A 25,437-nucleotide genomic window follows, 5' to 3' on the forward strand; every position below is an offset into this window, starting at 1 on the left:
TTATGGCGACACCTCACCTACCAAGGCCACCCCATTGGGCAACAAGGTTGTTGCATGGATTCTGTGCAGATCATTTAGTTGAAGAAATGGAGGGCGATCTAGAAGAATTGTTTCACCAACGAGTTCAGATTATGGGTGAGAAGCAAGCCCGTATTCGATATGTACTAGATGTTTTAAGTCTGATACGCCTCTTTGTTTTAAAGCAAAAAGTTACTGAGTATTCACTTTTACCAAACTCAATTATGCTCCGAAACTACGCAATGATCGCCTTTCGCAACCTGGTCCGCCAGAAGGGCTATGCTTTTATTAACATTGCAGGGCTTGCTGTAGGTATGACAGTCGCTATGCTGATTGGCCTGTGGGTATATGATGAATTGTCATTCAATCAGTACCATCAGAATTACAATCACATTGCAAGAGTTATGAATCAGGTTACAGATGAACAAGAACTTCACATTGGTAATAGTCTACAATATCCACTTGCTGTAGAACTGAAGAACGCCTATGGAGACCAGTTTACTCATTTGTTAAAAGCTTCATGGACACAATCCTATATTCTTTCTCATGGAGATGCAAAGGTTTCTAAAATAGGAATATACATTGAAGATGGAGCTCCGGAAATGCTGACATTAAAAATGCTCAGAGGTACTTGGGCTGGATTAAGAGATCCTCACTCTATTCTATTATCTGAGTCCACTGCTAAAGCACTATTTGGAGATAAAGAACCGCTTAATCAATTCATAAAAATAAATGCATCCATAGATGTTAAGGTAACAGGTGTCTATGAAGATTTGCCTCAAAATACTGAGTTTCACGAAATACAGTTCTTTGCACCTTTTGATCTGTGGGTTTCGATGAATGAATGGATTGAAAAACGGGCTGTAAATGACTGGAATAATCATTTCCTGCGCATTTATGCCCAAATAAAACCCAACACCAGCTTTGAAACAATTTCCAATACAATCAAAGACACAGAACTTGATAAGATAAAAAATCTGGAAGGTTTACAAGAACAAGTAGCTCATCATCCACAGATCTTCTTACATCCTATGAGTCAATGGCACCTCTACGGATCTTTTGAGAAAGGTATACCCGAAAAAGGCCCTGTACAAATGGTTTGGCTTGTAGGTATTATTGGTGGCTTTGTACTCTTACTGGCTTGTATCAACTTTATGAATCTTTCAACTGCAAGAAGTGAAAAACGTGCCAGAGAAGTGGGTATTCGTAAAACCCTTGGTTCTCTCCGAGAGCAACTGATAAGTCAGTTTTTGGGAGAATCTTATCTGGTTGTCATTTTTGCCTTTTGCCTCTCGCTTTTGTTTACTCAACTTTCACTACCCTGGTTTAATGGGATAGCGAATAAAGATATGCATATGCTTTGGGGCAATTCCTGGTTCTGGCTAACAAGTATTGGATTCATTGGAATTACGGGTTTACTGGCAGGAAGCTATCCGGCTTTGTATTTATCCTCCTTTCATCCTGTTAAAGTACTAAAGGGCACATTACATATTGGAAGATCTGCCTCAACTCCACGCAAACTATTGGTAGTACTTCAGTTTACAGTATCCGTCACTTTGATCATCTGCACTATTGTTGTGTATCAACAAATTCAGTTCGCCAAAAACCGACCAGTAGGATATGACAGAAAAGGGTTGATAACGATGGAAATGAAATCTGCCGATTTCTATGGTAAATACGATTTGTTACGAACTGCTTTACAGAAAACAGGAGTAGTGACAGAAATGTCAGAATCAATGGGTAAGGTTACAGAAGTTACCTCTGGCAATGGTGGATTCAATTGGAAAGGTCAGACACAAAACCAGGATAAAGATTTTGGAACCCTGACTGTAACACCTGAACATGGTAAAACAGTAGGCTGGCAGTTTGTAGCAGGAAGAGATTTTTCAAGAGAGCTAGCTAGTGATTCATCGGGGATGGTTATTAACGAAGCAGCAGCCCGATATATGGGATTAAAAAATCCTGTAGGTGAACCGGTATCCTGGACGTGGTCACAAAGTCAGAAAATCAAACAGTACAGGATTCTCGGTGTAATCAAAGATATGGTTATGGACTCACCCTATGAACCTATAAAACCCACCCTATTTTACATTCAGGGTTTTAATGGATCTGTAAGCTGGATCAATATCAGACTTAATCCTAGAGTAAGTACATCTCAAGCATTGTCTAAGATCGAGGCAGTATTTAAGAAGCTTATTCCTACTGCACCTTTTGATTATCAGTTTGTAGATCAGGATTATGCCAAAAAGTTTGCAGAAGAAGAACGAATCGGGAAGTTAGCCTCTGTGTTTGCACTACTTGCCATATTCATTTCATGCTTAGGCTTATTTGGTTTGGCGTCATTTGTTGCCGAACAACGCACCAAAGAAATTGGCATTCGGAAAGTGTTAGGGGCAACCATAATGAGCATCTGGCAGTTATTATCCAAAGACTTTGTTCTGCTGATAACCTTATCTTTTGTCATCTCCACCCCTCTAGCCTGGTATTTTCTCAACAACTGGTTACAAACATATGAATATCGAACCCATATATACTGGTGGATCTTTGCTGTGACAGGTGCGGGAGCTTTAGTAATTACCTTGTTGACCGTGAGTTTTCAATCGATCAAAGTAGCATTGATGAATCCGGTTAAGTCCTTGCGGAATGAATAAATCAAAAAAGCATCCGGAACCACCCCGATGGGCAACTTACCTGTTGCATTTATTCTGTGCAGATCATCTGGTGGAGGAAATAGAAGGTGATTTAGAGGAATTATTCTTCCAGCGGATTCAACTGTTGGGAGAGAAAAAGGCTCGTATCCGATATGTACTGGATGTAATGAGTCTAATGCGTTCATTTGTTTTCAAAAATAAATCCAGTGATTATATACAACCTTTACCTGACTCTTCTATGATACGCAATTATCTCACTATTGCTTTGCGGAATCTGCTACGACAAAAGCTAAACAGTTCCTTAAACATCATTGGACTGGCAGCAGGCATTACCTGTAGCCTCTTTATTCTTTTATATGTCAGAGATGAACTTCACTATGATAAACAGTTTATCGGCTCTGACCGTATTTACCGTATTACACTGGAAAATATAGGCGAAAAAACACGTCACTGGGCAGCAACAGCACCTTTGATAGGTGAATCTATGGCTCAGGAAATACCAGGTATAACAGAAGTTGCACGTTTTCACCGACCTTATCCTGATCGAATATTCAGTTATACGTCTACAAACGGCACTTCCGAACGCTTTGAAGAGAAGAGTGGATTTTATGCAGATCCTGCTGTAGTACATATGTTCAATATGGAATTGGTGAAAGGAGATCTCACAACCGCACTGAAAGAAGTGAACACGATTATACTTACCACAGCAATGGCCAAGAAATATTTTGGAGATCAGGACCCTATAGGTAAGGTAATTCAGGATGATATGGACAATATTCCTATGAAAGTTACAGGAGTTGTAAAAGAATTTCCATTCCCCACGCATCTGCAATTCGACTATCTGATATCGATGAGTACCCGTTATCAGACATTAAGCAAAGAAGATCTGCATAACCCAGGATGGAGTAGTTTTTACAATTATGTATTGTTAGATCCATCTCAATCCAAAACAACCATAGAAGCAAAGTTTCCAGAGTTTATGAAGAAGTTCTATGCTCCTACAGGTGAAACCCCACAACAAATTTTTTCCACACGCAAATTACACTTGCAACCTATTCAGGATATTCATCTGCATTCAAAGCTTGAGAAAGAGATAGCACCTAATAGTGACAGTATGTATGTTTATATATTCTCAGTCGCTGCGGCTCTTATTCTACTGCTTGCGGCAGTGAATTTTATCAATATATCTACAGCTCAAGCTTTCAAACGAATGAAAGAAGTAGGTGTACGCAAAGCTATGGGGGCCAGTAAAAGCCAGTTGATCCGACAATTTGTAGGCGAAGCCTTCCTTTTGGCTTTTATAGCAACAAGTCTGGCGTTGTTTCTATTCAGACTGATTATCCCTCTTTACAATACCCTCTCAATCCGACCAATAGAGGTAGATCAACTATTTACACTTCAGAATATAGGTTTTGTATTAGTACTGGTAGTACTAGTAGGCTGGCTGGCAGGTAGCTATCCTGCATGGTTTATTGCCGGGTTCAATTCTATTGAATCGTTGAAAGGAAAGAAAACACCCCGATCATCTATCAGGTGGGTTCGGCAAGGAATGATTGTGTTTCAGTTTGCAGTATCTGTATTTATGATCTTCAGTACACTGATTATTTATCAACAACTTCGCTTCTTTCACAGTAAAGACATTGGATTTGATAAACAACAGGTAATTGCGGTAAAAGTGTATGGCAAAATGTATAATAAAATTGAAACAATCATGCAGACTTTACGCACAAATCCTGCTGTTTCAGATTTTTCCATGACCTCAACACTACCTGGAGACCGGTTTAGTACAGATATGTTTATTCCTGTAAATGATCCTCAAAAAGAATTTCAATTACGCCATATCTGGGTTAATTCCAACTTTCTATCTACGTTGGGTATAGAATTAAAAGAAGGCAATGGTTTTGATCATTTACAACTCCATCAAACAGCTTACATTCTTAATGAGGCAGCCATAAAAGCTATGAATCTGGATTCACCTCTTGGAATGCAGTTTGTTTCTCGTGGTGATACCGGAAAAATAATGGGGATTGTAAAAGATTTTCATTTTGCTTCTCTACACTCTACCATCGAACCACTGGTTATTGTACATAAACCATTTCAGACAAATTATATGCTGATCAATGTTGCAGGCAATCACCTACCTGAAACATTGGAATTACTGAAATCTACCTTTCATTCACTTTCACCAGAAACCTTATTCAGTTATACATTTCTTAATGAGAAGCTGAATATGTTATATGCATCCGAAAACCGAATGAGTCAGGTCTTCCAGTTATTTTCCGGGCTTACTATTCTAATATCCTGTTTGGGATTGTTTAGCCTGGTTATCTATACAGTAGAGTTACGTACCAAGGAAATTGGCATTCGTAAGATACTTGGATCATCTGTTCTGGAAGTAATTATGCTTCTTTTAAAGAACTTTTTACAACCTGTATTGATAGCTACTTTAATTGCCTGGCCTTTTGCATGGTGGGTAGCCACCCAATGGCTTCAAAACTTTGCCTATCACATTGCCATTGACTGGAAAGTATTTGCAGGATCTGCACTGCTTATATGGCTGATAGCTATACTAACAGTAAGTTTTCAATCTATCAGAGCAGCTTTAACCAATCCGGTTAATACGCTACGCAACGAATAAGTATGGAGACTCCACAACCACCTCGCTTGGCGACCCGCCTGTTGCATTTATTCTGTACGAATCATCTAATAGAAGAGATGGAAGGGGATTTAGAAGAACTATTTCTACAACGAGTCAAACTTTTAGGAGAGAAAAAAGCACGCATTCGATATATAATGGATGTACTAAGTCTGATACGTCCAGTTGTTCTTAAAAAGACGAAAAATGAATACTCACAATCTACATTCAGTTCCACTATGTTACGAAATTATCTAACCATCGCGTTTCGGAATCTGACCCGTAATAAAGGATATTCCTTTATCAACATTGCGGGATTGGCTGCAGGAATGGCTGTGGCTATGCTCATTGGCTTATGGATCTATGATGAATTATCCTTTAACCAAAATTATAAAAACTATGACCGTATTGCCAGAGTAATGGAAAACAGAAACTATGATGGGGAAATAGGCACGCTTTGGTCAGCATCACCGCCATTGGGAGATGCATTGAGGAGTCAGTACAGTTCTAATTTCAAACATATCTTAATGGCGTCCAATCCAACACGTGTTATTCTATCAACAGAATCAACTAAGTTAATACAAAATGGATACTATTTTGAACCAGGAGTTGCAGAGATGCTGAGTCTTACTATGCTCTATGGTACACGTGAGGGATTGAACGAACCGCATTCTGTTTTGCTATCAGAATCAATGGCTAAAGCCTTTTTTGGTGATATTAATCCAGTAGGCAAACTGATGAAGATCGAAAATACACTGGATGTAAAAGTAACTGGAGTATACAAAGATTTACCACGTAATTCAGATTTTAATGATATGGCGTTTATAGCACCCTGGAGTTTATATGTAAGCAGTAGAAAATGGATACAGAAAGATGCGTGGTGGCAGAATGGCTTTCAAGCCTATGTACAAGTAGCAGATCATGTAAATATGACCGATGTATCAAAGAAAATCAGAGATATTAAATTGAAGCATTGTGATAAAGAAGAAGCATTGGCAAAACCAGAACTATTCCTTTTCCCAATGTCCCAATGGCGGTTGTATTCTGAATTTAAAAATGGTGTGAGCACAGGTGGGCGCATTCAGTTTGTATGGATATATGCCATGATTGGTATTTTTGTCTTAGTGCTGGCCTGTATCAACTTTATGAACCTATCAACAGCTCGTTCTGAAAAAAGAGCAAAGGAAGTAGGTGTTCGAAAAGCTATTGGATCATTGCAACATCAGTTAATTAGCCAGTTCTTTAGTGAGTCCTTACTGGTAGTGGCATTTTCATTTGCATTATGTATACTACTAGTTCAACTTGTACTCCCTTTCTTTAATGATATTGCAGATAAGAATGTATCCATAGCCTGGAACAACTCCTTATTTTGGTTAGTAAGCATTACTTTTTGTTTATTCACCGGCTTACTGGCAGGAAGTTATCCGGCTCTTTATCTATCCTCCTTTCAGCCAGTGAATGTGCTCAAAGGCACCTTCGTAGCTGGACGTTTTTCAGCTATACCACGTAAAGTTCTCGTAGTAGGTCAGTTTACCGTCTCTATCGCACTGATTATAAGCACCATTATCATTTTCCAGCAGGTTCAATTCTCAAAAGACCGACCTGTAGGATATAGTCGGGATGGGTTGATTATGATTGAAACCCCTACTCCTGATATTCATAAGCATCTGGACGCCATTCGGTATGAGCTAAAGAAGACGGCTACCATAGTGGAGTTATCTGAATCACTCAATCCTATGACGGGAATTAGTTTCACTTCAAATGGCTATGAATGGACAGGAAAAGAAACAGAACAACAGGCAAGCTTTGCTACTGTTTATGTAGATCATGAATTTGGTCAGACAGTAGGTTGGCAATTTAAGGCAGGTCGGAATTTTTCAAGGAAATTCGCAACAGATTCAACGGGTATTGTTTTGAACAAAACAGCAGCTGACTTTATAGGCTTAAAAGATCCTATCGGGAAAACAATTCGACAAACTGCTTTTGGTCAAACATCTATATACCATATTGTTGGAGTAATCAATGATATGATCATGGAGTCTCCTTATGAGCCTGTTAAAAAAACAATTTATAAGATTAACAACGGAAAGGGTAATTTTATTAACGCAAGGATAAATCCAGCTCAAAGTACTCGGGATGCGCTACAAACAATAGAGACAGTCTTAAAAAAGTATGATCCAGATACTCCCTTCGCATACAAATTTGTAAGCAACGAATATGCTCAGAAGTTTGGAGAAGAAGAACGAATGGGTAAGTTGATTACTTTCTTTTCAGTACTCGCTATTTTTATTTCTTGTCTGGGATTATCAGGTCTGGCTTCATACATAGCCGAACAACGTACCAAGGAAATTGGTATTCGGAAAGTACTGGGGGCGTCTATATTCAATTTATGGGCACTACTCTCCAAGGACTTTGTGTATTTGGTGCTTACTGCCTTTGTCATTGCTACTCCAATAGCCTGGTATTTTCTTAATAGTTGGCTACAAAGCTATACCTACCGCACAGAAATATCGTGGTGGATTTTTCTAATCACAGGGGTAGGTGCTTTACTAATTACCTTGTTGACAGTAAGTTTTCAATCCATCAAAGCTGCTTTACTAAATCCAGTTAAGTCACTTAGGAATGAATAAGGAAAAGTAATTACACTCTTTATACTCTGGTGTTGAGTTATCCATTCAGTCAACCCAACACCAGAGTACAGTATTCTCCAATTACTCTACTATTATCATCTTTACAGGTTTCTTCTTTTTTATTTTTTTATATACAAGAGGTAATTCCTCAACAGCAGACTTTCATTTAACTCCTGCTTAGATCTCTCGTTTATTTCATATAGCGACCAAGAAACTATTTGGTAAAGCATTTTCGATCTGCTATCCAACATTTACAAATACACAGGCTTTTACTTCTATCACAAATAAATTTTAGCGTATATATGCAACAACTTCCAATATAATGCATCTATACCTATGTAGTTATAATCTCCCCAGCAACTGATAAGAGTATTATATTTTTTAGAATGTTTTTCGAAAGGCAAGCCGATCTCAACATCATACCATTACTACACTTTTTTTAATACCTGAAACTATGCTATCCAACTACCTTACTATTGCCTGGAGAAACCTGTCAAAGAATAAGGGTTTCTCATTTATTAACATTCTGGGTCTTTCGCTGGGGATGGCCTGCAGTCTGTTTATCTTTCTTTGGATACAGGATGAAGTAGGTACAGATGCTTTTCATAAAAATGGAGAACGCCTGTATCAGTTACGTGAAGTGCAGTATTACGATAATGATAAAACATTGGATACCTATTCTACTCCTGGCATTCTGGCTGAATATATCAGAAAAGAGGTTCCGGAAGTTACCCATTCGCTTGCTATTACCTGGGAACACGATTTGTTATTTCGTACAGGAGATAAATCCGGAAAAGAAAAGGGTCGTTATGCCAGTTCGGATATATTTGAAATGCTAAGCTTTCCATTGATTCAGGGTAATTCTAAGACAGTGTTGTCATCTCCGGATCAGGTAGTGATTTCACGCAAGTTGGCTGAAAAGTATTTTGGTCAGCAGAATCCCATTAATAAAATTATCCATATAGATAACCAAAAAGATTTCAAAGTCAGTGGTGTATTTGAGAATATACAAGATAATTCTTCCTTAAAATTCGATTACCTGCTCCCCTATCAGGATTTTGAACAGCAAAATGCTTGGACTAAGGAATGGACTAGTAATGGTCCTCATACACTGATTCTACTTCATCCGGATGCGTCATGGGAAAAAGTAGACCAAAAACTTAGAAATTACCTGATCAGCAAACGTGAAAAGGAAGCTAGCAAAATTGAACTCTTTTTACAACCTTATTCTGAACGGTATCTTCACTCCCACTTTGAAAATGGTAAGCCAACAGGCGGTCGTATTGAATATATTCGCCTATTCTCCATTGTTACTATTTTTATCTTGCTAATTGCCTGTGTCAACTTTATGAATCTGGCTACTGCCCGTTCAGTCAAACGTTCCAAGGAAGTAGGTATTCGTAAAGTAGTAGGAGCTGACAAACGCTTCCTGATTGGACAATTTATGGGAGAGGCGATTATGACTACTTTTATCTCTCTGGCTGTAGCTTTGCTGATGGTTGTACTTTTTCTTCCTACTTTTAATTCACTTACAGAAAAACACATCTCCCTACAAATTGCAAGTTCTTCATTCTGGTTCACTATACTGACCCTGGCACTAGTGACAGGATTGATTTCAGGAAGCTATCCAGCTTTGTTTCTGTCATCTCTCAATCCGATAACTATCCTGAAAGGATCTCTTAAGTTTAAACCAGAAGCATTGCTTTTCCGTAAAGCACTGGTTGTCTTTCAGTTTACCTTATCTATCATTCTTATTGCAGGAACAATTATCGTATACAGGCAAATACAATACATTCAAAATAAGAACCTGGGATTGGATCGTGAAAATGTAATTTATGTGCCTATTGAAGGTTCTATTGCCAAAAACTTTGAAACATTCAAGACAACTCTTCTTCAATCTTCCGCTATTCAGTCTGTATCAACATCTACCCAGATTCCAACTGAGATGAGGAGTTCTACATCTGGAGTAGAATGGGCAGGAAAAAATCCAAAAGACAATATTCCATTTGCAAATACAGATATCTCATACGACTTCATCAAAACGATGAAAATTAAACTAAAGGATGGTAGAGATTTCTCTAAAGAATTTGGAACCGACACTGCCAATTATCTTATCAACGAAGAAGCTGCGAAACGAATGGGAATGAAAAATCCTGTAGGACAAGACCTAACTATGTGGGATCGCAAAGGAAAGATCGTTGGTCTAATGGAAAACTTTCATTTACAATCGCTGCACGTAGCCATTGAACCACTTATTTTCCGATTGGACGCTCATCCTGCCTGGGGACAGATTGTTGTTCGTACTCAACCTGGTAAAACTCAACAGGCATTGGTAGAAATTGAAAAAGCCTCTAAGGTCTATAATCCGGAATATCCATTCTCTTATGAGTTTGCGGATGCTACTTTTCAGAAACAATATAAAAGTGAAATGGTAATTGGAAAGCTTGCTAATTGCTTTGCTTTTCTGGGTGTATTTATTTCTTGCCTGGGCTTATTTGGATTGGTAATGTTTACAGCTGAGCAACGTACCAAAGAGATTGGTATCCGAAAAGTATTGGGAGCTTCTGTAGCCAACATTGTATCGATGTTATCACAGGACTTTTTAAAGCTGGTACTACTTGCATTTGTAATTGCTACTCCTCTGGCATGGTGGTCATTAAATCAGTGGCTACAAAACTTTGTGTATCGTACAGATATGCATTGGTGGATTTTTGCACTGGCAGGCATCCTGGCTGTATGCATCGCTTTACTAACAATCAGTTTCCAATCTATCAAAGCGGCCATAGCTAATCCTGTGAAGTCTTTGCGATCAGAATAGTAATACACTAAAATACAACAGCCCTGCAATAACAGGGCTGTTTTGTTCTATATCTAAAGAATAAGATCCTTTGATTAGTATATATTAATACTATTATCAATAATTTTATTGCAACATCAAAAATCAACTATTCACCGATTCTTGTTCTTTTACCACCTTCCGGCTTTTTTGCAGAGTAAAGAAACCAGCGGTAGTCATAAATCCAAGCAAAGCTATAAAAGACTGGGTATCAATCCGATTAAGCATCCAAAGTAAATACCCGCTAAAGGTAAAAACCCCTAAAAGCAACGACTTCCAATTGCGCATTATTCTTCGGTTAATGGTCATAGCTGTAGTACATTAGTGTGAGAAAAAAGCATCAGTCAAAAAGAATATCAAACAGTTCCGGACCTGGCTGACTCTTTCAGACCAATTGCACTCAATAGAACAAATTTCGGCATTTTGGAAGGTTCAGTCAATTTCAATAACTGATAATCTGAATGTCTGATAATAGTATAGACAAAAATGCAGTCAGTCTCCAAAATACAGTATTCTTTATTTATACTTGAAGACAAAATCTTCACTATTCATGTTCACTCCTCCTAGACTTCGCAAAGACTATTTTATTTTTCTTCTCCTTCTCTCAATTGCATATTGTACTAATATACTCTCATTATTTTTTTTCAAAACAGGAGTTATAGACTTAAGCAAAACTATCGTAGACCTATTATTATTCAGCAGTGAGTTTTTATTCATTGCCCTTCTTTTTTCCCTAGCAGTTGTAATGAACAATTATAAGGAGTATAAACTTCGGAACAGCTTTCTTGCCTATATTCTGATTCAGTCTTTTACTCCATTCACACATTCCATCATATCCGAACTTGAAGAGAATACGGGACTATATTTTATGATAATTGTCGGGATTAGTATGATGTGTATTATTATCTATCTTCTTATACAGTCCTTTCGAATTCAGAAAAAATCGATAAAAATTAATATACGATTCATTGGTTTAAGCATCTTTTTATCCCATATAATATCTATTCTCTTAATACCTTTCTATACAATCCAAGGTCCCACATTCGATAGAACAAAAATACAAATGCTAATTGATTTGTTACCCTGTATTGCCATTATAGCCTTTTATATAAAGCTTGCTAGAAAACCTGCATTTGAGTAAAAGGAATATATTTGAATGACACCTATTTAACTATATTTACCCTCTATGAAAGTTATTCAGATTGTACTTTGTATCACAATACTTGCGATTTGGGCGTGTTCATCTGATGAAAAGAAAGAACAATCTATTTCAAAACCACCAGTAGCTATTGAAAAACGAGTAGATTTTTCTCCGTCACCAGCTGATTCACTTTTAACTCAACTACGTCCAGCCAAACAAACATTCCAGGTTAAAGCAGATACAGATCAGGCTATAACAGGCAAGTACGGTACGTTTGTATTTATACCTGAAAACAGCTTTGTAGATGCCAGCGGACACCCTGTAATAGGACAAGTAGACATTGAACTGGTAGAAGTTTTTTCTGCGGGGGATTTTGTTAGTTCCCGCCTGCAAACTATCTCCAATGGTAAACTTCTTCAATCTGAAGGGATGCTTTATATAGATGCAAAAGCCAACGGCCAATCCGTCACATTAGCTCCAGATAAACAACTACGTATTGAACTACCCATTCTGGCCAAAGCATCTGGTACTTCACAGACAAAAATATTCTCAGGAACTTATGACACAAGAGGGAATATGAACTGGGAAGAAACCGGCAAACTAGATAATAAACTCATTCCTCTGCCACTTGAAGTATTTGACTATACATACTGGACATCTTATACTGTTGTAAGTTCTAATCGTGATAGCAGTTGGTACTCTATATACGATTATAATTCTGGACCCGATTCTACGACATTTTTAAATTCTAAGTTGCAAAACACATTCATTGCAACAAGAGAATTTGAAGAACGATTCTGGTATATAACAGCAATTGGCAACAGAAGTACTATTCATAACACTCTAGATGAACATGAAGAAAAAATAGTTTGGGATCCAACTATTGCAAATGCTTATCTAAATAATCTTGATAAAGATCTCTGGTATTGTGATTCATTAGCATATATTATAATAAAGTCTTGGGCAAAAAAAACTAATTCTCATAAGTACTGGTACTGGAACATACAGTCTGCTGATTTAGAGAAAAAATTTGAAGACTTTTACAAACAACGCCTCACAAAAGTTATAGATTTTGCAGGTGTTGACCCTAGCAAAAAAGATGCACGGCAACGTCTAAAGAAAAAGGGTAAAACGCCAAAAGAGATTGACGAAATTATGAATGCATATACACGTCAACAGCAACTGATAACAAACCATAAAAACAAACAGGAGGCTCAAAAAATAACACAGAATTCTTTTGTAGTAGCTAAACTTGGCTGGATTAATTGTGATCAGTTTTATAATGACCCTAAAGCCAAAGAAGCCAATATTCTGGCATCCATACATGCTCCGAATTCATTGGGTTCATCGGTGTCTGCCGTATTAATTCTTGACGATCGACACATTGCCCTCTCTGGAAGTAATACCAAAGATTCTCTTTATCGTTTTACAGGATCATCTGCCCCCTATACCAAACTTCCAATAGGAGAGAAAGCAACTATCATTGCATTAGCTTATCAAAACAAACAACCCTATATGGGAATGAAACCTATCACTATATCAGAAAATGGAACGTATGAGATTAATCTAAAGAAGAGTTCTACAAAAGAGATACAAGAAACATTGAAAAACCTGAAATGACATGGGACACAACATGAGTCATCCCAAATTTTAAGTAAAAGATGTCATTGAGAAAGTAATAACAAATGTCACAAAGAGAGAAAAGACGACTTAAATAGCGAATGGCAGTGTAGGTGCGTAGGGCTTCTTTTCTCCGCGAGGTTGGCTTTTGGCCTGCGGGCAGAAGGATCGGAGAAAAGTGTCCTTTTTTGCTTCATTTTTTGGACAAGAAAAAAATGAAGAAGCTACAAGAAGAACGATGTAAGGAACAAGAAACCAATTCAGAAAGAAACGTTTCTCAAAAATTACCCCAAGCCCACACTTATAAAAGTAATAGGCTCGGGTTTTGCTCTCATCCAATATTCGGGATGACTCATGTTATATTTTACATCCAGATAAACGGATCTCCGGATGCCAGATGAGTAACTTTAATCCCTGTCAATTTGGGTTGTAACCACTCAGCAAACCACTCCATCCCAGGTTCCTCACTTACAGCATGGCCCAACACAATCAAAGCTATTTTAGATCCCATTAATCGACTATCCCGTATATATTCGGCAGTTTCCCACTCAGATAGCTCTCCTACAATCAATACATCCGGTTTCTCTGACTCAACAGTCGACACCTGTCTTGGACCACCCCATGCACCAGGTAGCAAGGCAATACGGGAGCAGGACTGATCCAGGTTTCCGATTACACGTACATGTCCGATGCCAAGAGAAGTTTTCAAATGTTGCACCAATTGTTTTAAGGAAAGTGCAGGAATAGTTAACATCCTTTCTCCTGTCTTATAATAAGATAACCAGTTTGCTTTTTTAGCTACTCCATAACTCACAGCATCAGGCTTCATAGAGTGACAATAATCATGAAACCGCCAGATAGCAATCTTATGCTTTTCCAATAACTGTTGCTTTTGTTTAACCACCATATTGTTAGGTACCCAGGCTGGGTCATCTTTATGATTATAAAAAGAGGGTTCATGAGCAATGATAAAGTTAGCCTTACGCTTTGCCGCCTCTTCGATAATTGTAATGGTAGGAAACATAGTAGTTACAATTCCTGTAACTACCTGATCAGCACGGCCAGCTTTTAATGTATCCACCGTATCTGACAGAGGTGTCAATCCACCTTCTTTCAAAATGAGATCCATGATTTCCTGTACTGTAAGCTGCTTTGCACTACCTGCTGCAAAAGAGGGGTTTACTCCTAGCAAAGCCAGACTACCCGCAGATTTTAGCGTATTAGACAGAAAGGATCGTCTACTTACAGCAGATGATTGAAGTAAAGAATGTAGATTGTTCATGGTGCAGGGAATTATAAGTGATTCTATAGCTTAGTACTTATTTGCAAGTTATCATTTGTCTGTGTAATAAATTTCACCTTCGCTTTTCCAAACAATAACAATTTTGATAGATTACCTTGTTCATCCCTTCATCTCATACTACCATCCACTTGTCAAGTATTTGACACACTTCATATAGGACAGAAATAAAACCCTGGAGAATTGTCTATTTTGCCGAATCACTGTATTTTTAAATACAAGCAAACTCCACTACCTGGAACTACTCTCAGGATATCCCTTTTCGGATGAAACAGTTGGCCTATACTAAACCAAACCAGCATTGGTTTTTCAAATACAAGGTTCACCATATCTTATTTTGGTGTGGTTATCAATATGTCTGGTGGGTAATTGCCATAGGCAATCCAATTAAAGCAGCCGAAAGTATATTTCTGACATCTTTTTTTCCAAAGTATATCTTCTATGTCATTGTACAAACACTGGCAGTTTGTTTCAATCTCTATTTTCTTATTCCCAGATATCTTGAAAAAAACAAGCTTACAGAATATATTATCTATCTGGCACTCACAATTATATGTGCCTCTTTATTAATTGTTCCTGGTTACTATTTAACAGCCTTTTTGTCTCATAAGACAGTTGCAGATCTATTTGGAAATGATAAAAACTGCTTTTATTTCTTTATTACCAATACATTCCCATCCACCCTAGCCAGTATGACGTTAGGTATGAGTATCAAACTCACTAAAAAGTGGATTCAAACAGAAAGAAGACAACGTTTACTGGAAAAGGAAAAACTGGAAACAGAGTTAAAATTTCTCAAATATCAGATCAATCCTCATTTTCTATTCAATACGATTAATTCTATATTCTTTCTGATCCATAAAAATCCTCATATGGCATCAGATTCTCTGGCTAAGTTTTCTGAATTGCTCAGACATCAATTATATGAAAGTAATGACAAACTAATTTCATTGGATAAAGAGATCTCATATCTCAAAAACTTTATTGAACTCGAAAAACTTAGACAAAGTACACAGGTAGAACTTACCATTCAGGCAGATAATTCTGATACCCAGCATTTAGGTATAGCACCATTTGTATTAATGACATTTGTAGAGAATGCATTTAAGCATGTATCTAAACACACAGACAAAGCCAATTGGATACAAATTGGCTTGTATTTACATCAGAAAGAGTTAGATGTTACAATTGCCAATAGCAAATCTTCTGATACATCTGTACAGGTAGTTCATTATGGAGGTATTGGTCTGGAAAATGTAAAAAGAAGACTGGATTTACTCTATTCAGATCAATATACACTTGATATACAGGATGAAACGGATTGTTTTAAAGTAAAACTGCAGTTGTATCTATCAGAACTTACTCAACAAACCACTCATATACCTGTACTTACAGGATTTTGAGCAAAAAGTATACATTAATAAAACTAACAGATGATGATGAACTGTGTTATTATAGATGATGAGCCACTGGCAAGAGAAGGTATCGCCAGTTATGTACAGGAAATTGATTTTCTGAATCTGATCGATACATGTGAGAATCCCATGGCACTCATTCAGCTATTGGATGAACATCCAATAGATCTGATATTTCTTGATATACAAATGCCTAAAATGAATGGTATTGACTTTTTGAAGATTGTACAGAAACCACCAATGGTTATTGTTACCACAGCGTTCCCTAGCTATGCTTTAGAAAGCTTCCAGCTCAATGTGATGGACTATTTGTTGAAACCAATTACATTTGAACGTTTTGTAAAAGCAGCCAGTAAAGCCCGAGATTATCATCAGCTACTGCTCAAATCTGCTAGTCAAAATTCTCCTAAAATAGAGAAAGAGACAGATTACTTCTTTATTAAATGTGGAAACAAGTATGAGAAGATCTATTTCAATGATATTTTATATATCCAGGGAATGCAGAACTATGTTATCATTTACACCTTGAAAGGAAAATATATGACTCTTCTCTATCTGAAGAATCTGGAACAGAACCTGGATAGTCGTTCATTTATTCGGGTGCATAAATCTTATATTGTTGCCATTGATAAAATAGATGCAATAGAAGGTAACGAAATCAGTTTGCAATCACATAGTATTCCAATAAGTCGCATTTATCGGGAACAAGTACTAAAACAAGTTGTACAAAATAAGTTATGGATAAAATAGATAAGCAAATAATGCTCTCTACTTTATCCCAACATTATCAGAACTTTAGTCTTTAATCTGTTAATAGTTGGCGAAGTTAAACAAACCAACAAGCTTTAAATTACATTACCATTTCTCCTTCACCAGTTAACAACCAATTGATATTGATATGCCAAACAGTATGTATCCAATACAAAAGCATAATACTAGGCAGATAATGACATTGTTCAATCATTGATAAGTTGCTCTGTGTCATACACACAGAAGCAGCAAAACTCTCCTGTGACTGTTTTGCAATCCGGATCCGTACCATTCGGATACGCCCGCCAATAGTTTTCAGTTTCATAGCTGTAGTAGAAAAAATCATAATGTACTTTTTTTAAATAAAACTACTCATCCAATACAATGGATAGATTTCAGGCGGCATAGGGAGTAGCAAGTAAAGAAAATGCATGAGCAAAAGCAGCACTCTCTGCATCAGAACGTGCCACATATCCATATCCCATGATCCCATTCAGGTTTCCATCCTGTTGGATTTCATACACGTACTCGGCCACACTGCCCCACATACATCCCATGACATTTACAATAACACCTTGTTTTTCGAAAAAGCTGTATAACAAAGAAGCTAATTGATGATCTTCTGTCTTTTTAGGAGAAACAGAATGATGTTCATAGGAATCAATAAGCCATTCCTGAAACTGTTCATAGGCAAATGAATTAGCGGATTTTATTAATTGCCAGTTTAACATAGTGGTAGTAATAATAAGGTTGAACAAATAATTTCTTTATGCTCTGCTGAGCACCCTATTCATAAAAATCAGTTTATCTAAAATTGTAAATATTTTTATTTATCAATTTGCCTATCATCTGGTGCCTCTTTTTGTCTTGCAACAGTCGCTTCTTTAATCAATTGAACACATATAGCAGCAATTGAACGCTTAAAGCCCCTAGTACTTTCAATGTCTCTTTGAATATCCTGAACTGGCCAATAATCCTCCAGATCCAGTTCTATAGTTATCATTTTTGTTTTCTTTGGGTTATTTGCTGGTCTCTCCATAATTTGCTATTTTTGATTCTTATACCTTTTAAGGAAAATAGTCATATAAATACAAAAATATACTTTAAAAACCTAAAAGTCAATAATACAGCATATAATATTTATATGTTTATGAACAATTAAAACAGTTACTATATTTACTATAACTATGGAAAATTTACACAATCGCTTAAAGCATTGCAGGATTAAACTTGGACTAAATCAACAATCACTCTCTCAGAGGGTAAATATAAATCAGAAAGATGTAAGTCTGATAGAAGCAGGCAAGCGAAAGTATATACCAGAAGAGTATTTTCTCTATTTATCCTCAGAAGGGATAGATCTAAACTGGATATATACAGGCAAAGGAGAAATGTTTTTAAAAGACACATTACAAAAATACAATTCTAAGCAGGAGGGCATATCTACTATGTCAAGTACCTCCTTATCAGCACCATTATTAGGTAAAAGTACATTGCAACTAGTCACTGTGGATAAGCAGGGCGATAGTGTTATTGCAATGGTCCCTATTAAAGCGGCAGCAGGTTATATTATGTACTGCCATCGAAGCGACTATCTCGAAGAGCTAAGTGTATTCAGCTTACCGGATTTTCGTAGTGGCAATTATCGGGCTTTTGAGATCTGGGGAGATTCTATGGAACATACAATCTATTCACAGGATTGGGTAATTGGAGAAAGGCTGGAGATGGCATCTCAGTTGCGTGATGGAGCAATCTATATAATTGTAACATCTGGCAATATTGTCTGCAAACGTGTTGTTAATCGACTAGACAGGTTAGGACATTTGGTACTTCGGTCAGATAACACAGAATATGAAGATCAGATTCTTGAACCCAATGACATCATTGAGGTTTGGTTGGTTAAAGCCCGAATCACCCGTGATTTTCGAAGTGCTCGTGCAGCATTGGTATATTTCAGAGAAGAAGTAAATCGCCTGGATAATTTACTCAATGGAATGGTGCATAAACAATAAGGCTCTCACACTATGAAATATACTAACCTAACAGATAAAATCTTTACAATTGAAGATTTTTTGTTGCCACAAGAATGTCATAAGTATATAACACTAAGTGAAAATCTTGGTTATGAACCTGCCAAAGTAATTACAGAGAAAGGGGAAAGAGTTTTGGAAGAGGTCCGAAACAATAATCGTACATTTTATAAAAGTGAAGATCTGGCGGAGATTCTATGGCATAAAGTACAATCATTTGCTCCTGCCAAGATTGGAAATAGTCACGCAATTGGCCTGAATGAGTTATTTCGTTTTTATAAATATCAGCCTGGTCATCGGTTTAAAGGACATCAGGATCAAAGTTATATACGTAATGCAACAGAAGCCAGCTACTTTACATTTATGATTTACCTGAATGACAACTTCTCAGGTGGAGATACACTATTTACCAATCTGAAAATACAACCTAAAGAAGGTATGGCACTGATATTTCTACATAGCTTATATCATGAAGGTAGTGAGGTTACCAAAGGTATAAAATATGTACTACGAAGCGATATCATGTACAGATTTGAGGAAGATTGAAAAAATAACCTGTTTTTAAAAGATAAAAGTTGTATTGGAGCAAAAATCATTCATCACTTATACATCCATTTTGTCATAGAAATATTCTACTGATTATCCTTCCTGCCTTCTTTCAGAGGTAGTTTCATACTCACATTCATCGATTTATTATTTACTCTTTTGTAAAACAAAATCTTCTTCACTTTACACCATTCCAACTTTTCATGACTCTCCCCAATTAAGTAACAAAAATCTGCATTTTTGTTACTTAATTCATTCATTAATAAACTCACTACCAATCCAAACACTCGATGATATTCATATATTCACATTATTTAAATGTTCCAGAAACAAATATTACACTTACAATAAAGCCTGCCATTAGATCTTATTTATTCAATACGCAACAAACTATTTTTACAGCATCATTCAACAGTCAAGATCTATTAAATGTACATTAGCATTTAAGTATATACCAAATGATGAAAAATATACTAGCTTATCTTCTGGTACTTCTGGGTATTAACATATCGTTTGGGCAAACATCCTACCCAACCTCTTCTAATGTAACAGAATCCATTACCTGCATTGCATGTTCTGTTACCTCTGCCAACCAAGCCTTGAATAATAATCCGACAGATTATGCAACTGTTCATGTTGGTATTAGTGTTATTTCGGTTATCAATCTGGATCTGATATTTTCACCTTCGCAACCCGGAGGGACTACCATTGCTCTTATTGTAGAAGATCCGACTGCAACATTAGATCTCTTGAGTGGTGTTACTTATACCCTTCGAAATGGAGGTAGTACTGTTAGTAATTCAGGATGGGGGATGATGCCCTATAACGGATCTTCTACCAAAAAAGTGCTTTATACAACAGCTTCCTCAGCCTTTAATACCCTTCGAATTAGCCTTTTTGGTATATTATCTGTTGATAAGACATTGCGAGTATATTCTGTGGCTTCTGCCAGTGGATATATTCCACTACCGGTTAACTTTATGCAATTTACAGGAATTGCATATAATCACAGGGTTCAGCTAACATGGTCAACTGCCAGTGAAAAGAACAATCAATACTTTGACATTATGCGAAGTTCGGATGATAACAGTTGGCAAATAATTGGAACTGTGAATGGTGGTGGTAACTCACAAAGCCCATTATACTATGAATATACAGATGAAAATCCCTTAAATGGTAAGAATTACTACAAACTCAAACAAGTAGATTATAATGAAAAGTATAGTTTTTCAAAGATGATCTCTGTAACAGTGACTTCTGAACAGAAAAGCACTATTTCATTATCTCCAAATCCAGCCTCAAAACAATCTACAATTAGGCTACAGTTACCTGATACCAAAAGTCAGTATGAGAATGTAACCGTTTATTTCTCTGATCTGCAAGGCAGATCTTTAAGCGAACAAATCATCCCTCTAAATGGCAATGTGGGCCAGTTTACAATACATCCAGAGTGGGAACCAGGAATATATATTTTACGAATAGAAACTTCTGGATCTATAGAACAAAAAAGAATTGTGATACATTGATTATTTCCTCCATCTATTTTTACTACTCAAAATAGATGGAGGAGTTTGAAAACTTTCAGCTTATCCTTGCTTAGGGACAAAAAGGACTGCATCCGCAATAATAGAGCCATTGGCATTGGTGTTAGAGATTTCTACATAACTACTTTTGCCTTTGGGAAAAGAATACTCTCCAAGCAAGACCCATTCTCCGGCAGTCTGACCTTCTACACGAATATCAGCCTCCTTTATTGTCAATGCCTTCACGTCTTTGCCATTAGTAATGGTAATAGCAGTTTCACTAGCCGCATTTTTTACTTTAGGAAAATACATATACACAGCATACTTCCCTGCAGTAACAACTTCCGGTACAAATCGCACAGCTTTTTTCTCTTTTCCCTGGCTATCATCTGCTAACCATGAAGGGCCATAACTTCCACCAGGATTGTGCTCGCTTTTCCAGTCACCAGTCAATACAATATGTACTTTATCCTGATCATCTACTAAAATATCTGCAGGGCTATTATCCATCAGGGGATTTGCCTTCAACCATTGCTGAAGTTTCTGCACATCAATATTTTGTACAGTCCGCTTACTATCTATTGCTAAACTGGCAGCTAATGCAGATGACTGAGCCAATACCATAAATACAGGCTCCATTCGGATAGATCCATAGGCAATATGGCTTGCAGATAAACAGACAGGTACTAACAGATTGCCACATTCACTTTCTTTTGGAATCAATGACCGATAGGCTATCGGATAGGGAGGAAAACCACCAATCTGTACATCCCCTTCATTCTTAACCATTTTAACGCCATCCTTTTCGATAACGATACGCTGACAATTATGCGAGTCCATAGTATAGGCAGCCATACCCACTCCATCCTGTACAGTTTCTTTACCTTGGCAGTTAGCCTGAGTCATTACATAAGCTCCAATCATCCGGCGGGCTTCTCGTACATACATTTGAGGAGACCAATTTCCATTATCTGTGTATTCATCTTTTGGGTATCCCCATCGTTTCATTTCTGTGCGTAGATGCTCAGGTACACGAGGATCATTCCCTACAAAGTACAGAAACCCTTTTGTGTACAACTCATGTTCTTTCTGAATCTGAGCTCTCCGAGCATAGTCAGCCTCAGGATAGTCATAATTCATCCCAATCATATCTGTCGAGAAAGGTCCATTGTTGTTGATATCTGTTTTGTAATTGGGCATAAGATCGGGTTTCATAATCAGATTGAATGGCCGAGTCGGCTCTTTCTCCATCACCCGCAACAATAGCTCATACTTTTCAGGATCATATCCTTCTGGTTTAGTAATTGGGATTTGATTCGCAGGATCGCTGGTCAGACAAATCCGAAAATTATAAGTCTGTACTTTTTTATCGCCTGAACCGGTTGGAGGTAGAGCAGCAGAACTAATCCCCCAAAGTAATCCGCTTTCCGGCTTTCCGGGTATTTTATAAGGGTCAATCCCATCTACAAACTGATGTTTGTTGAGCAGTTGAACTCCATTATAAGTTTCATTATATAGTTTATTGTCTTCTCTTCCTACAAAATAACTTACGCCTGCTTTAGCCATCAAATCTCCCTCATAGGTACAATCCAGAAACATTTTAGCTTTAACGATTCGATTGGTTGTACTCGATGGTTTATCAGAGTTTTCAATCACAATTTCCTGGATAGTGGTCCCTTGCTTTTTAACAGAAGACAAACGATAACTATATAACACCTGCACATTGCCCTTAGAGATATATTCTTTGAAGAGATTCTCAGCTACATGAGGTTCAAATATCCATTGTTCAAATTTGCCATAATGCTTTCCAATACGACGATAATAGTCACGTGCCAGCCCTGTAATTGCATACTTATTACCAATGTCTGTATAGCCTAGTCCTCCCGTGGTAAGTCCACCCAAGTGTTTGCCTGGCTCAATCAAAATCACAGATTTCCCAGCTTTCTTAGCAGTATAAGCTGCCATTACACCTGCCGATGATCCACCATATACACAGATATCTACTGAAGTAGTTGCCTGCTGTGCCCAAAGAGAGTGTGAAAACACAGGCAAAAGAAGAAATAGAAGAACCAATTTTCTCATAAGTATAAAACAAGGTGTAAATGATTAGCTATTGAGTAACTTCTGCAAATAAGTAGGATAGTTTTGCCCATCAGTATCTCCCATAGTAATACTATCCCCAAAACAAACTACTTTACTATGAGGCAAGCCCTGCAAGACTATATACTGATACACAGCTACTGCCATAACTCGATATCCTTCTGCTGTCGGATGTACACCATCTGTCTTTCCGCTATTGACCTCATTTTTAAGCAGACTCATTGCAGAAAGTCCAATTTCTCCTGTCTTTTCAAAAATATGATGCATATCCAGAAATGAAAGCTTTTTCTGCTCAGATATTTTACGAATCACCTCATTTACCTTAGACCTACGCAAAGCTGGTCCATCAGGAGCATAAAACTGGACAGGATGCCGGGTAAATAAGTATGGCTCATATACAGGCAAAATACTCATAACAAGTACTTTACTCCTGATCTTTAGTAACTTTTCAACCAAAGTCTGATAATTACTACTATACTCTTCCAACGGCACATGTTTCATACTATTCATATCGTTAGTACCTGCCATCAGAATGGTTAAATCAGGATTATGCTGTAGACAATCCTTTTCTATTCGCGCCAGAAGGTCACGCGTATTATTTCCTCCTATTCCGGCATTAATTACCATAGAAGGCTGATCCATAGAAAGCATTTCTGGTTCTATATCAGGCAAAGAGGCCACAAAAGGAATTGTGGCCAATGATCGTTCTATAAAGTCTCTTCGTTTCACAGGTTTAACAGGCTATCAATAATCAGGATTTTGCTCTAACAGAGGATTAACATCTCTTTCGGTTTGTGGAATAGGAAACAGATAGTGTCTTTCTTCCACAACGATGTCAGGATTCTGTGCTTTTAAGGCTGAAATGAGCCGCCGTGTTCGGGCCAGGTCATACCAGCGATGTCCCTCAAATGCCAGTTCAAGTCGCCTTTCCAATAAGACACTATTCCGAAACTCATCCTGTGTCAATCCTTCAGCCAGATCATCCAGTCCGGCCCGATTTCGTATGCGATTTATAGCTTTATAGGCATCTGAATTATTAGCTCCTAACTCGTTTAATGCTTCAGCATACATCAACAGCACATCTGCATAGCGGATAATCGGAAAATTGTTACTCCCTTCTCCATTGGCAGTAGCTGTAGGGTCCAGGTATTTATTTACATAACAAGGAAAGGTAATACTAGCAGGAGCAGCAGGTGTACTAGTTGCGGAATATAATCGCAGAGTAACGTCGCGTCTCTTATCATTTTCGGAGTAAGCTTCATATAGATTCTGTGTAGCAGGATCATCCCCAAAGCCAGCGATGTTATTCACCTTGTCAAACGGAGGGCGCATATATCCCTGCATAAAACTTCCTTCATTAAATCCCCCGCCCATAGCCTGAATCTCAAAAATAGCTTCTTTTCCATTCTTGTTAGCAATTAGAAATGCTTCTGCATAGTTAGTCCACAAATCATAGATTCCAAGATCTATTACTTCTTTGGCTTTGGTAGCGGCTTTCTCCCATTCCTGACGTGTTAGATACACTTTTGCCAGTAATGCCTTGGCTGCTCCCTGAGTAACTCGCCCTATTTCAGCAGCGGAATAGTTGACAGGCAAAACAGATTCTGCTTCTGTAAAATCTTTGATAATTTGTGTGTATACTTCTTCTACAGAAGATCTGGCAATGGTGAGATTATTGAGAGATGTAGTCTCGGTTAATACAATAGGTACTCCTCCAAAAAGTCTTACTAGCGTAAAGTAATAAAATCCACGCAGTAATGTAGCTTCTGCCACATATCGCTTTTTCAGGGCTTCATCCATGCTGATGTCAGGCACACGTCCAATAACTGTATTAGCCTGATTAATCCCTCTATAGCAAGCTGACCATACACTCTGAAAGGTACTGGTAGCAGGCGTGAAGGTATATTTGTCCAGATCATTTTTTGCCTGATTGGCAGTTGATCGGCCTCCACCCCACTCTGCATCATCAGTAGCTTGATCCTGTAAAATCCACATCAATTGATTATACAGGTTATTATAATTCATCTGATCATAGACAGCACTTACAGCAGATCTGGCATCATCCGCATTTTTATAAAAGTTATCAGGTGTAAAACTGGATTCAGGAGATTGATCCAATACTCCACAGCCTGATACTAGTATGAATACTAGTGTATAAATAGTGTTTCGGATTTTCATATCTGAATGATTTATCTTCAGTGGCATAAAAATGAACAGGTTGTCAAGAATGCTTCCACAACAA

Annotated in this window: 18 protein-coding genes; 10 read left to right on the forward strand and 8 right to left on the reverse strand. The window is 37.5% G+C overall.

Features of this window, described 5'->3' with window-relative positions; genetic code table 11:
• Positions 1-2 precede the first annotated feature (2 nt).
• The 4 genes from QNI22_RS09090 (at position 3) to QNI22_RS09105 (ending at position 10,752) form a co-directional block, all read left to right on the forward strand.
• Positions 3-2,669, forward strand: coding sequence for an ABC transporter permease (locus QNI22_RS09090; protein ID WP_314510338.1), 2,667 nt, complete (start codon positions 3-5; stop codon positions 2,667-2,669).
• A complete protein-coding gene (locus QNI22_RS09095; RefSeq protein WP_314510339.1) occupies positions 2,662-5,307 on the forward strand; it encodes an FtsX-like permease family protein in 2,646 nt (881 codons plus the stop codon). Before QNI22_RS09090 ends, QNI22_RS09095 begins: the two co-directional genes overlap by 8 nt.
• Before the next feature lie 2 nt (positions 5,308-5,309).
• A complete protein-coding gene (locus QNI22_RS09100; RefSeq protein ID WP_314510340.1) occupies positions 5,310-7,934 on the forward strand; it encodes an ABC transporter permease in 2,625 nt (874 codons plus the stop codon).
• 454 nt (positions 7,935-8,388) lie between these two features.
• Complete coding sequence (locus QNI22_RS09105; protein WP_314510342.1) at positions 8,389-10,752, forward strand: ABC transporter permease; 2,364 nt, start codon at positions 8,389-8,391, stop codon at positions 10,750-10,752.
• A 123-nt stretch (positions 10,753-10,875) separates the two neighbouring features.
• Here the strand turns inward: QNI22_RS09105 and QNI22_RS09110 are convergent, their stop codons facing one another.
• Positions 10,876-11,079, reverse strand: a complete 204-nt coding sequence (locus QNI22_RS09110; protein ID WP_314510344.1) for a hypothetical protein — start codon at positions 11,077-11,079, stop codon at positions 10,876-10,878.
• A gap of 877 nt (positions 11,080-11,956) precedes the next feature.
• On the opposite strand from QNI22_RS09110, the gene QNI22_RS09115 reads away from it, so the two are divergent.
• The gene (locus QNI22_RS09115) at positions 11,957-13,531 is read left to right on the forward strand and encodes a hypothetical protein (RefSeq protein ID WP_314510345.1); all 1,575 of its coding nucleotides are present in this window, start codon (positions 11,957-11,959) and stop codon (positions 13,529-13,531) included.
• A 364-nt stretch (positions 13,532-13,895) separates the two neighbouring features.
• On the opposite strand, the gene QNI22_RS09120 is transcribed toward QNI22_RS09115, so the two are convergent.
• Positions 13,896-14,813: a Nif3-like dinuclear metal center hexameric protein gene (locus tag QNI22_RS09120; protein ID WP_314510346.1), complete on the reverse strand. Its 918-nt coding sequence runs from the start codon at positions 14,811-14,813 to the stop codon at positions 13,896-13,898.
• Between the two features lie 284 nt (positions 14,814-15,097).
• On the opposite strand from QNI22_RS09120, the gene QNI22_RS09125 reads away from it, so the two are divergent.
• Both QNI22_RS09125 and QNI22_RS09130 read left to right on the forward strand, forming a co-directional pair.
• Positions 15,098-16,234, forward strand: a complete 1,137-nt coding sequence (locus QNI22_RS09125) for a sensor histidine kinase (protein WP_314510347.1) — start codon at positions 15,098-15,100, stop codon at positions 16,232-16,234.
• A 33-nt stretch (positions 16,235-16,267) separates the two neighbouring features.
• Positions 16,268-16,996 (forward strand): LytR/AlgR family response regulator transcription factor, encoded by a 729-nt coding sequence (locus QNI22_RS09130; protein WP_314510348.1) that lies wholly within the window; start codon positions 16,268-16,270, stop codon positions 16,994-16,996.
• Between the two features lie 100 nt (positions 16,997-17,096).
• Here the strand turns inward: QNI22_RS09130 and QNI22_RS09135 are convergent, their stop codons facing one another.
• The 3 genes from QNI22_RS09135 to QNI22_RS09145 form a co-directional block, all read right to left on the reverse strand.
• A complete protein-coding gene (locus QNI22_RS09135) occupies positions 17,097-17,321 on the reverse strand; it encodes a helix-turn-helix domain-containing protein (protein WP_314510349.1) in 225 nt (74 codons plus the stop codon).
• 70 nt (positions 17,322-17,391) lie between these two features.
• Positions 17,392-17,727: a hypothetical protein gene (locus QNI22_RS09140; protein WP_314510350.1), complete on the reverse strand. Its 336-nt coding sequence runs from the start codon at positions 17,725-17,727 to the stop codon at positions 17,392-17,394.
• A gap of 95 nt (positions 17,728-17,822) precedes the next feature.
• On the reverse strand, positions 17,823-18,035 hold the full coding sequence (locus tag QNI22_RS09145; protein ID WP_314510351.1) for a hypothetical protein: 213 nt from the start codon (positions 18,033-18,035) through the stop codon (positions 17,823-17,825).
• 148 nt (positions 18,036-18,183) lie between these two features.
• On the opposite strand from QNI22_RS09145, the gene QNI22_RS09150 reads away from it, so the two are divergent.
• The 3 genes from QNI22_RS09150 to QNI22_RS09160 all read left to right on the forward strand — a co-directional run bounded on the left by QNI22_RS09150 (position 18,184) and on the right by QNI22_RS09160 (position 21,098).
• A complete protein-coding gene (locus QNI22_RS09150) occupies positions 18,184-19,008 on the forward strand; it encodes a S24 family peptidase (protein WP_314510352.1) in 825 nt (274 codons plus the stop codon).
• 12 nt (positions 19,009-19,020) lie between these two features.
• The gene (locus tag QNI22_RS09155) at positions 19,021-19,572 is read left to right on the forward strand and encodes a prolyl hydroxylase family protein (RefSeq protein ID WP_314510353.1); all 552 of its coding nucleotides are present in this window, start codon (positions 19,021-19,023) and stop codon (positions 19,570-19,572) included.
• Between the two features lie 458 nt (positions 19,573-20,030).
• Positions 20,031-21,098: a T9SS type A sorting domain-containing protein gene (locus tag QNI22_RS09160; RefSeq protein WP_314510354.1), complete on the forward strand. Its 1,068-nt coding sequence runs from the start codon at positions 20,031-20,033 to the stop codon at positions 21,096-21,098.
• Positions 21,099-21,158: 60 nt separating this feature from the next.
• On the opposite strand, the gene QNI22_RS09165 is transcribed toward QNI22_RS09160, so the two are convergent.
• The 3 genes from QNI22_RS09165 to QNI22_RS09175 are packed head-to-tail and all read right to left on the reverse strand — an operon-like array spanning position 21,159 to position 25,373.
• A complete protein-coding gene (locus tag QNI22_RS09165) occupies positions 21,159-23,177 on the reverse strand; it encodes an FAD-dependent oxidoreductase (protein ID WP_314510355.1) in 2,019 nt (672 codons plus the stop codon).
• A gap of 24 nt (positions 23,178-23,201) precedes the next feature.
• Positions 23,202-23,924, reverse strand: a complete 723-nt coding sequence (locus QNI22_RS09170) for an SGNH/GDSL hydrolase family protein (protein ID WP_314510356.1) — start codon at positions 23,922-23,924, stop codon at positions 23,202-23,204.
• 15 nt (positions 23,925-23,939) lie between these two features.
• Positions 23,940-25,373, reverse strand: a complete 1,434-nt coding sequence (locus QNI22_RS09175; RefSeq protein ID WP_314510357.1) for a RagB/SusD family nutrient uptake outer membrane protein — start codon at positions 25,371-25,373, stop codon at positions 23,940-23,942.
• Positions 25,374-25,437: the final 64 nt, after the last annotated feature.

Source organism: Xanthocytophaga agilis (genome assembly GCF_030068605.1).
Classification (GTDB): domain Bacteria; phylum Bacteroidota; class Bacteroidia; order Cytophagales; family 172606-1; genus Xanthocytophaga; species Xanthocytophaga agilis.

Coding starts and splice junctions, on each gene's coding strand:
- QNI22_RS09090 (WP_314510338.1), top strand. CDS start 3: ATGGCGACACCTCACCTACCAAGGCCACCCCATTGGGCAACAAGGTTG.
- QNI22_RS09095 (WP_314510339.1), top strand. CDS start 2,662: ATGAATAAATCAAAAAAGCATCCGGAACCACCCCGATGGGCAACTTAC.
- QNI22_RS09100 (WP_314510340.1), top strand. CDS start 5,310: ATGGAGACTCCACAACCACCTCGCTTGGCGACCCGCCTGTTGCATTTA.
- QNI22_RS09105 (WP_314510342.1), top strand. CDS start 8,389: ATGCTATCCAACTACCTTACTATTGCCTGGAGAAACCTGTCAAAGAAT.
- QNI22_RS09110 (WP_314510344.1), bottom strand. CDS start 11,079: ATGACCATTAACCGAAGAATAATGCGCAATTGGAAGTCGTTGCTTTTA.
- QNI22_RS09115 (WP_314510345.1), top strand. CDS start 11,957: ATGAAAGTTATTCAGATTGTACTTTGTATCACAATACTTGCGATTTGG.
- QNI22_RS09120 (WP_314510346.1), bottom strand. CDS start 14,813: ATGAACAATCTACATTCTTTACTTCAATCATCTGCTGTAAGTAGACGA.
- QNI22_RS09125 (WP_314510347.1), top strand. CDS start 15,098: ATGAAACAGTTGGCCTATACTAAACCAAACCAGCATTGGTTTTTCAAA.
- QNI22_RS09130 (WP_314510348.1), top strand. CDS start 16,268: ATGATGAACTGTGTTATTATAGATGATGAGCCACTGGCAAGAGAAGGT.
- QNI22_RS09135 (WP_314510349.1), bottom strand. CDS start 17,321: ATGAAACTGAAAACTATTGGCGGGCGTATCCGAATGGTACGGATCCGG.
- QNI22_RS09140 (WP_314510350.1), bottom strand. CDS start 17,727: ATGTTAAACTGGCAATTAATAAAATCCGCTAATTCATTTGCCTATGAA.
- QNI22_RS09145 (WP_314510351.1), bottom strand. CDS start 18,035: ATGGAGAGACCAGCAAATAACCCAAAGAAAACAAAAATGATAACTATA.
- QNI22_RS09150 (WP_314510352.1), top strand. CDS start 18,184: ATGGAAAATTTACACAATCGCTTAAAGCATTGCAGGATTAAACTTGGA.
- QNI22_RS09155 (WP_314510353.1), top strand. CDS start 19,021: ATGAAATATACTAACCTAACAGATAAAATCTTTACAATTGAAGATTTT.
- QNI22_RS09160 (WP_314510354.1), top strand. CDS start 20,031: ATGATGAAAAATATACTAGCTTATCTTCTGGTACTTCTGGGTATTAAC.
- QNI22_RS09165 (WP_314510355.1), bottom strand. CDS start 23,177: ATGAGAAAATTGGTTCTTCTATTTCTTCTTTTGCCTGTGTTTTCACAC.
- QNI22_RS09175 (WP_314510357.1), bottom strand. CDS start 25,373: ATGAAAATCCGAAACACTATTTATACACTAGTATTCATACTAGTATCA.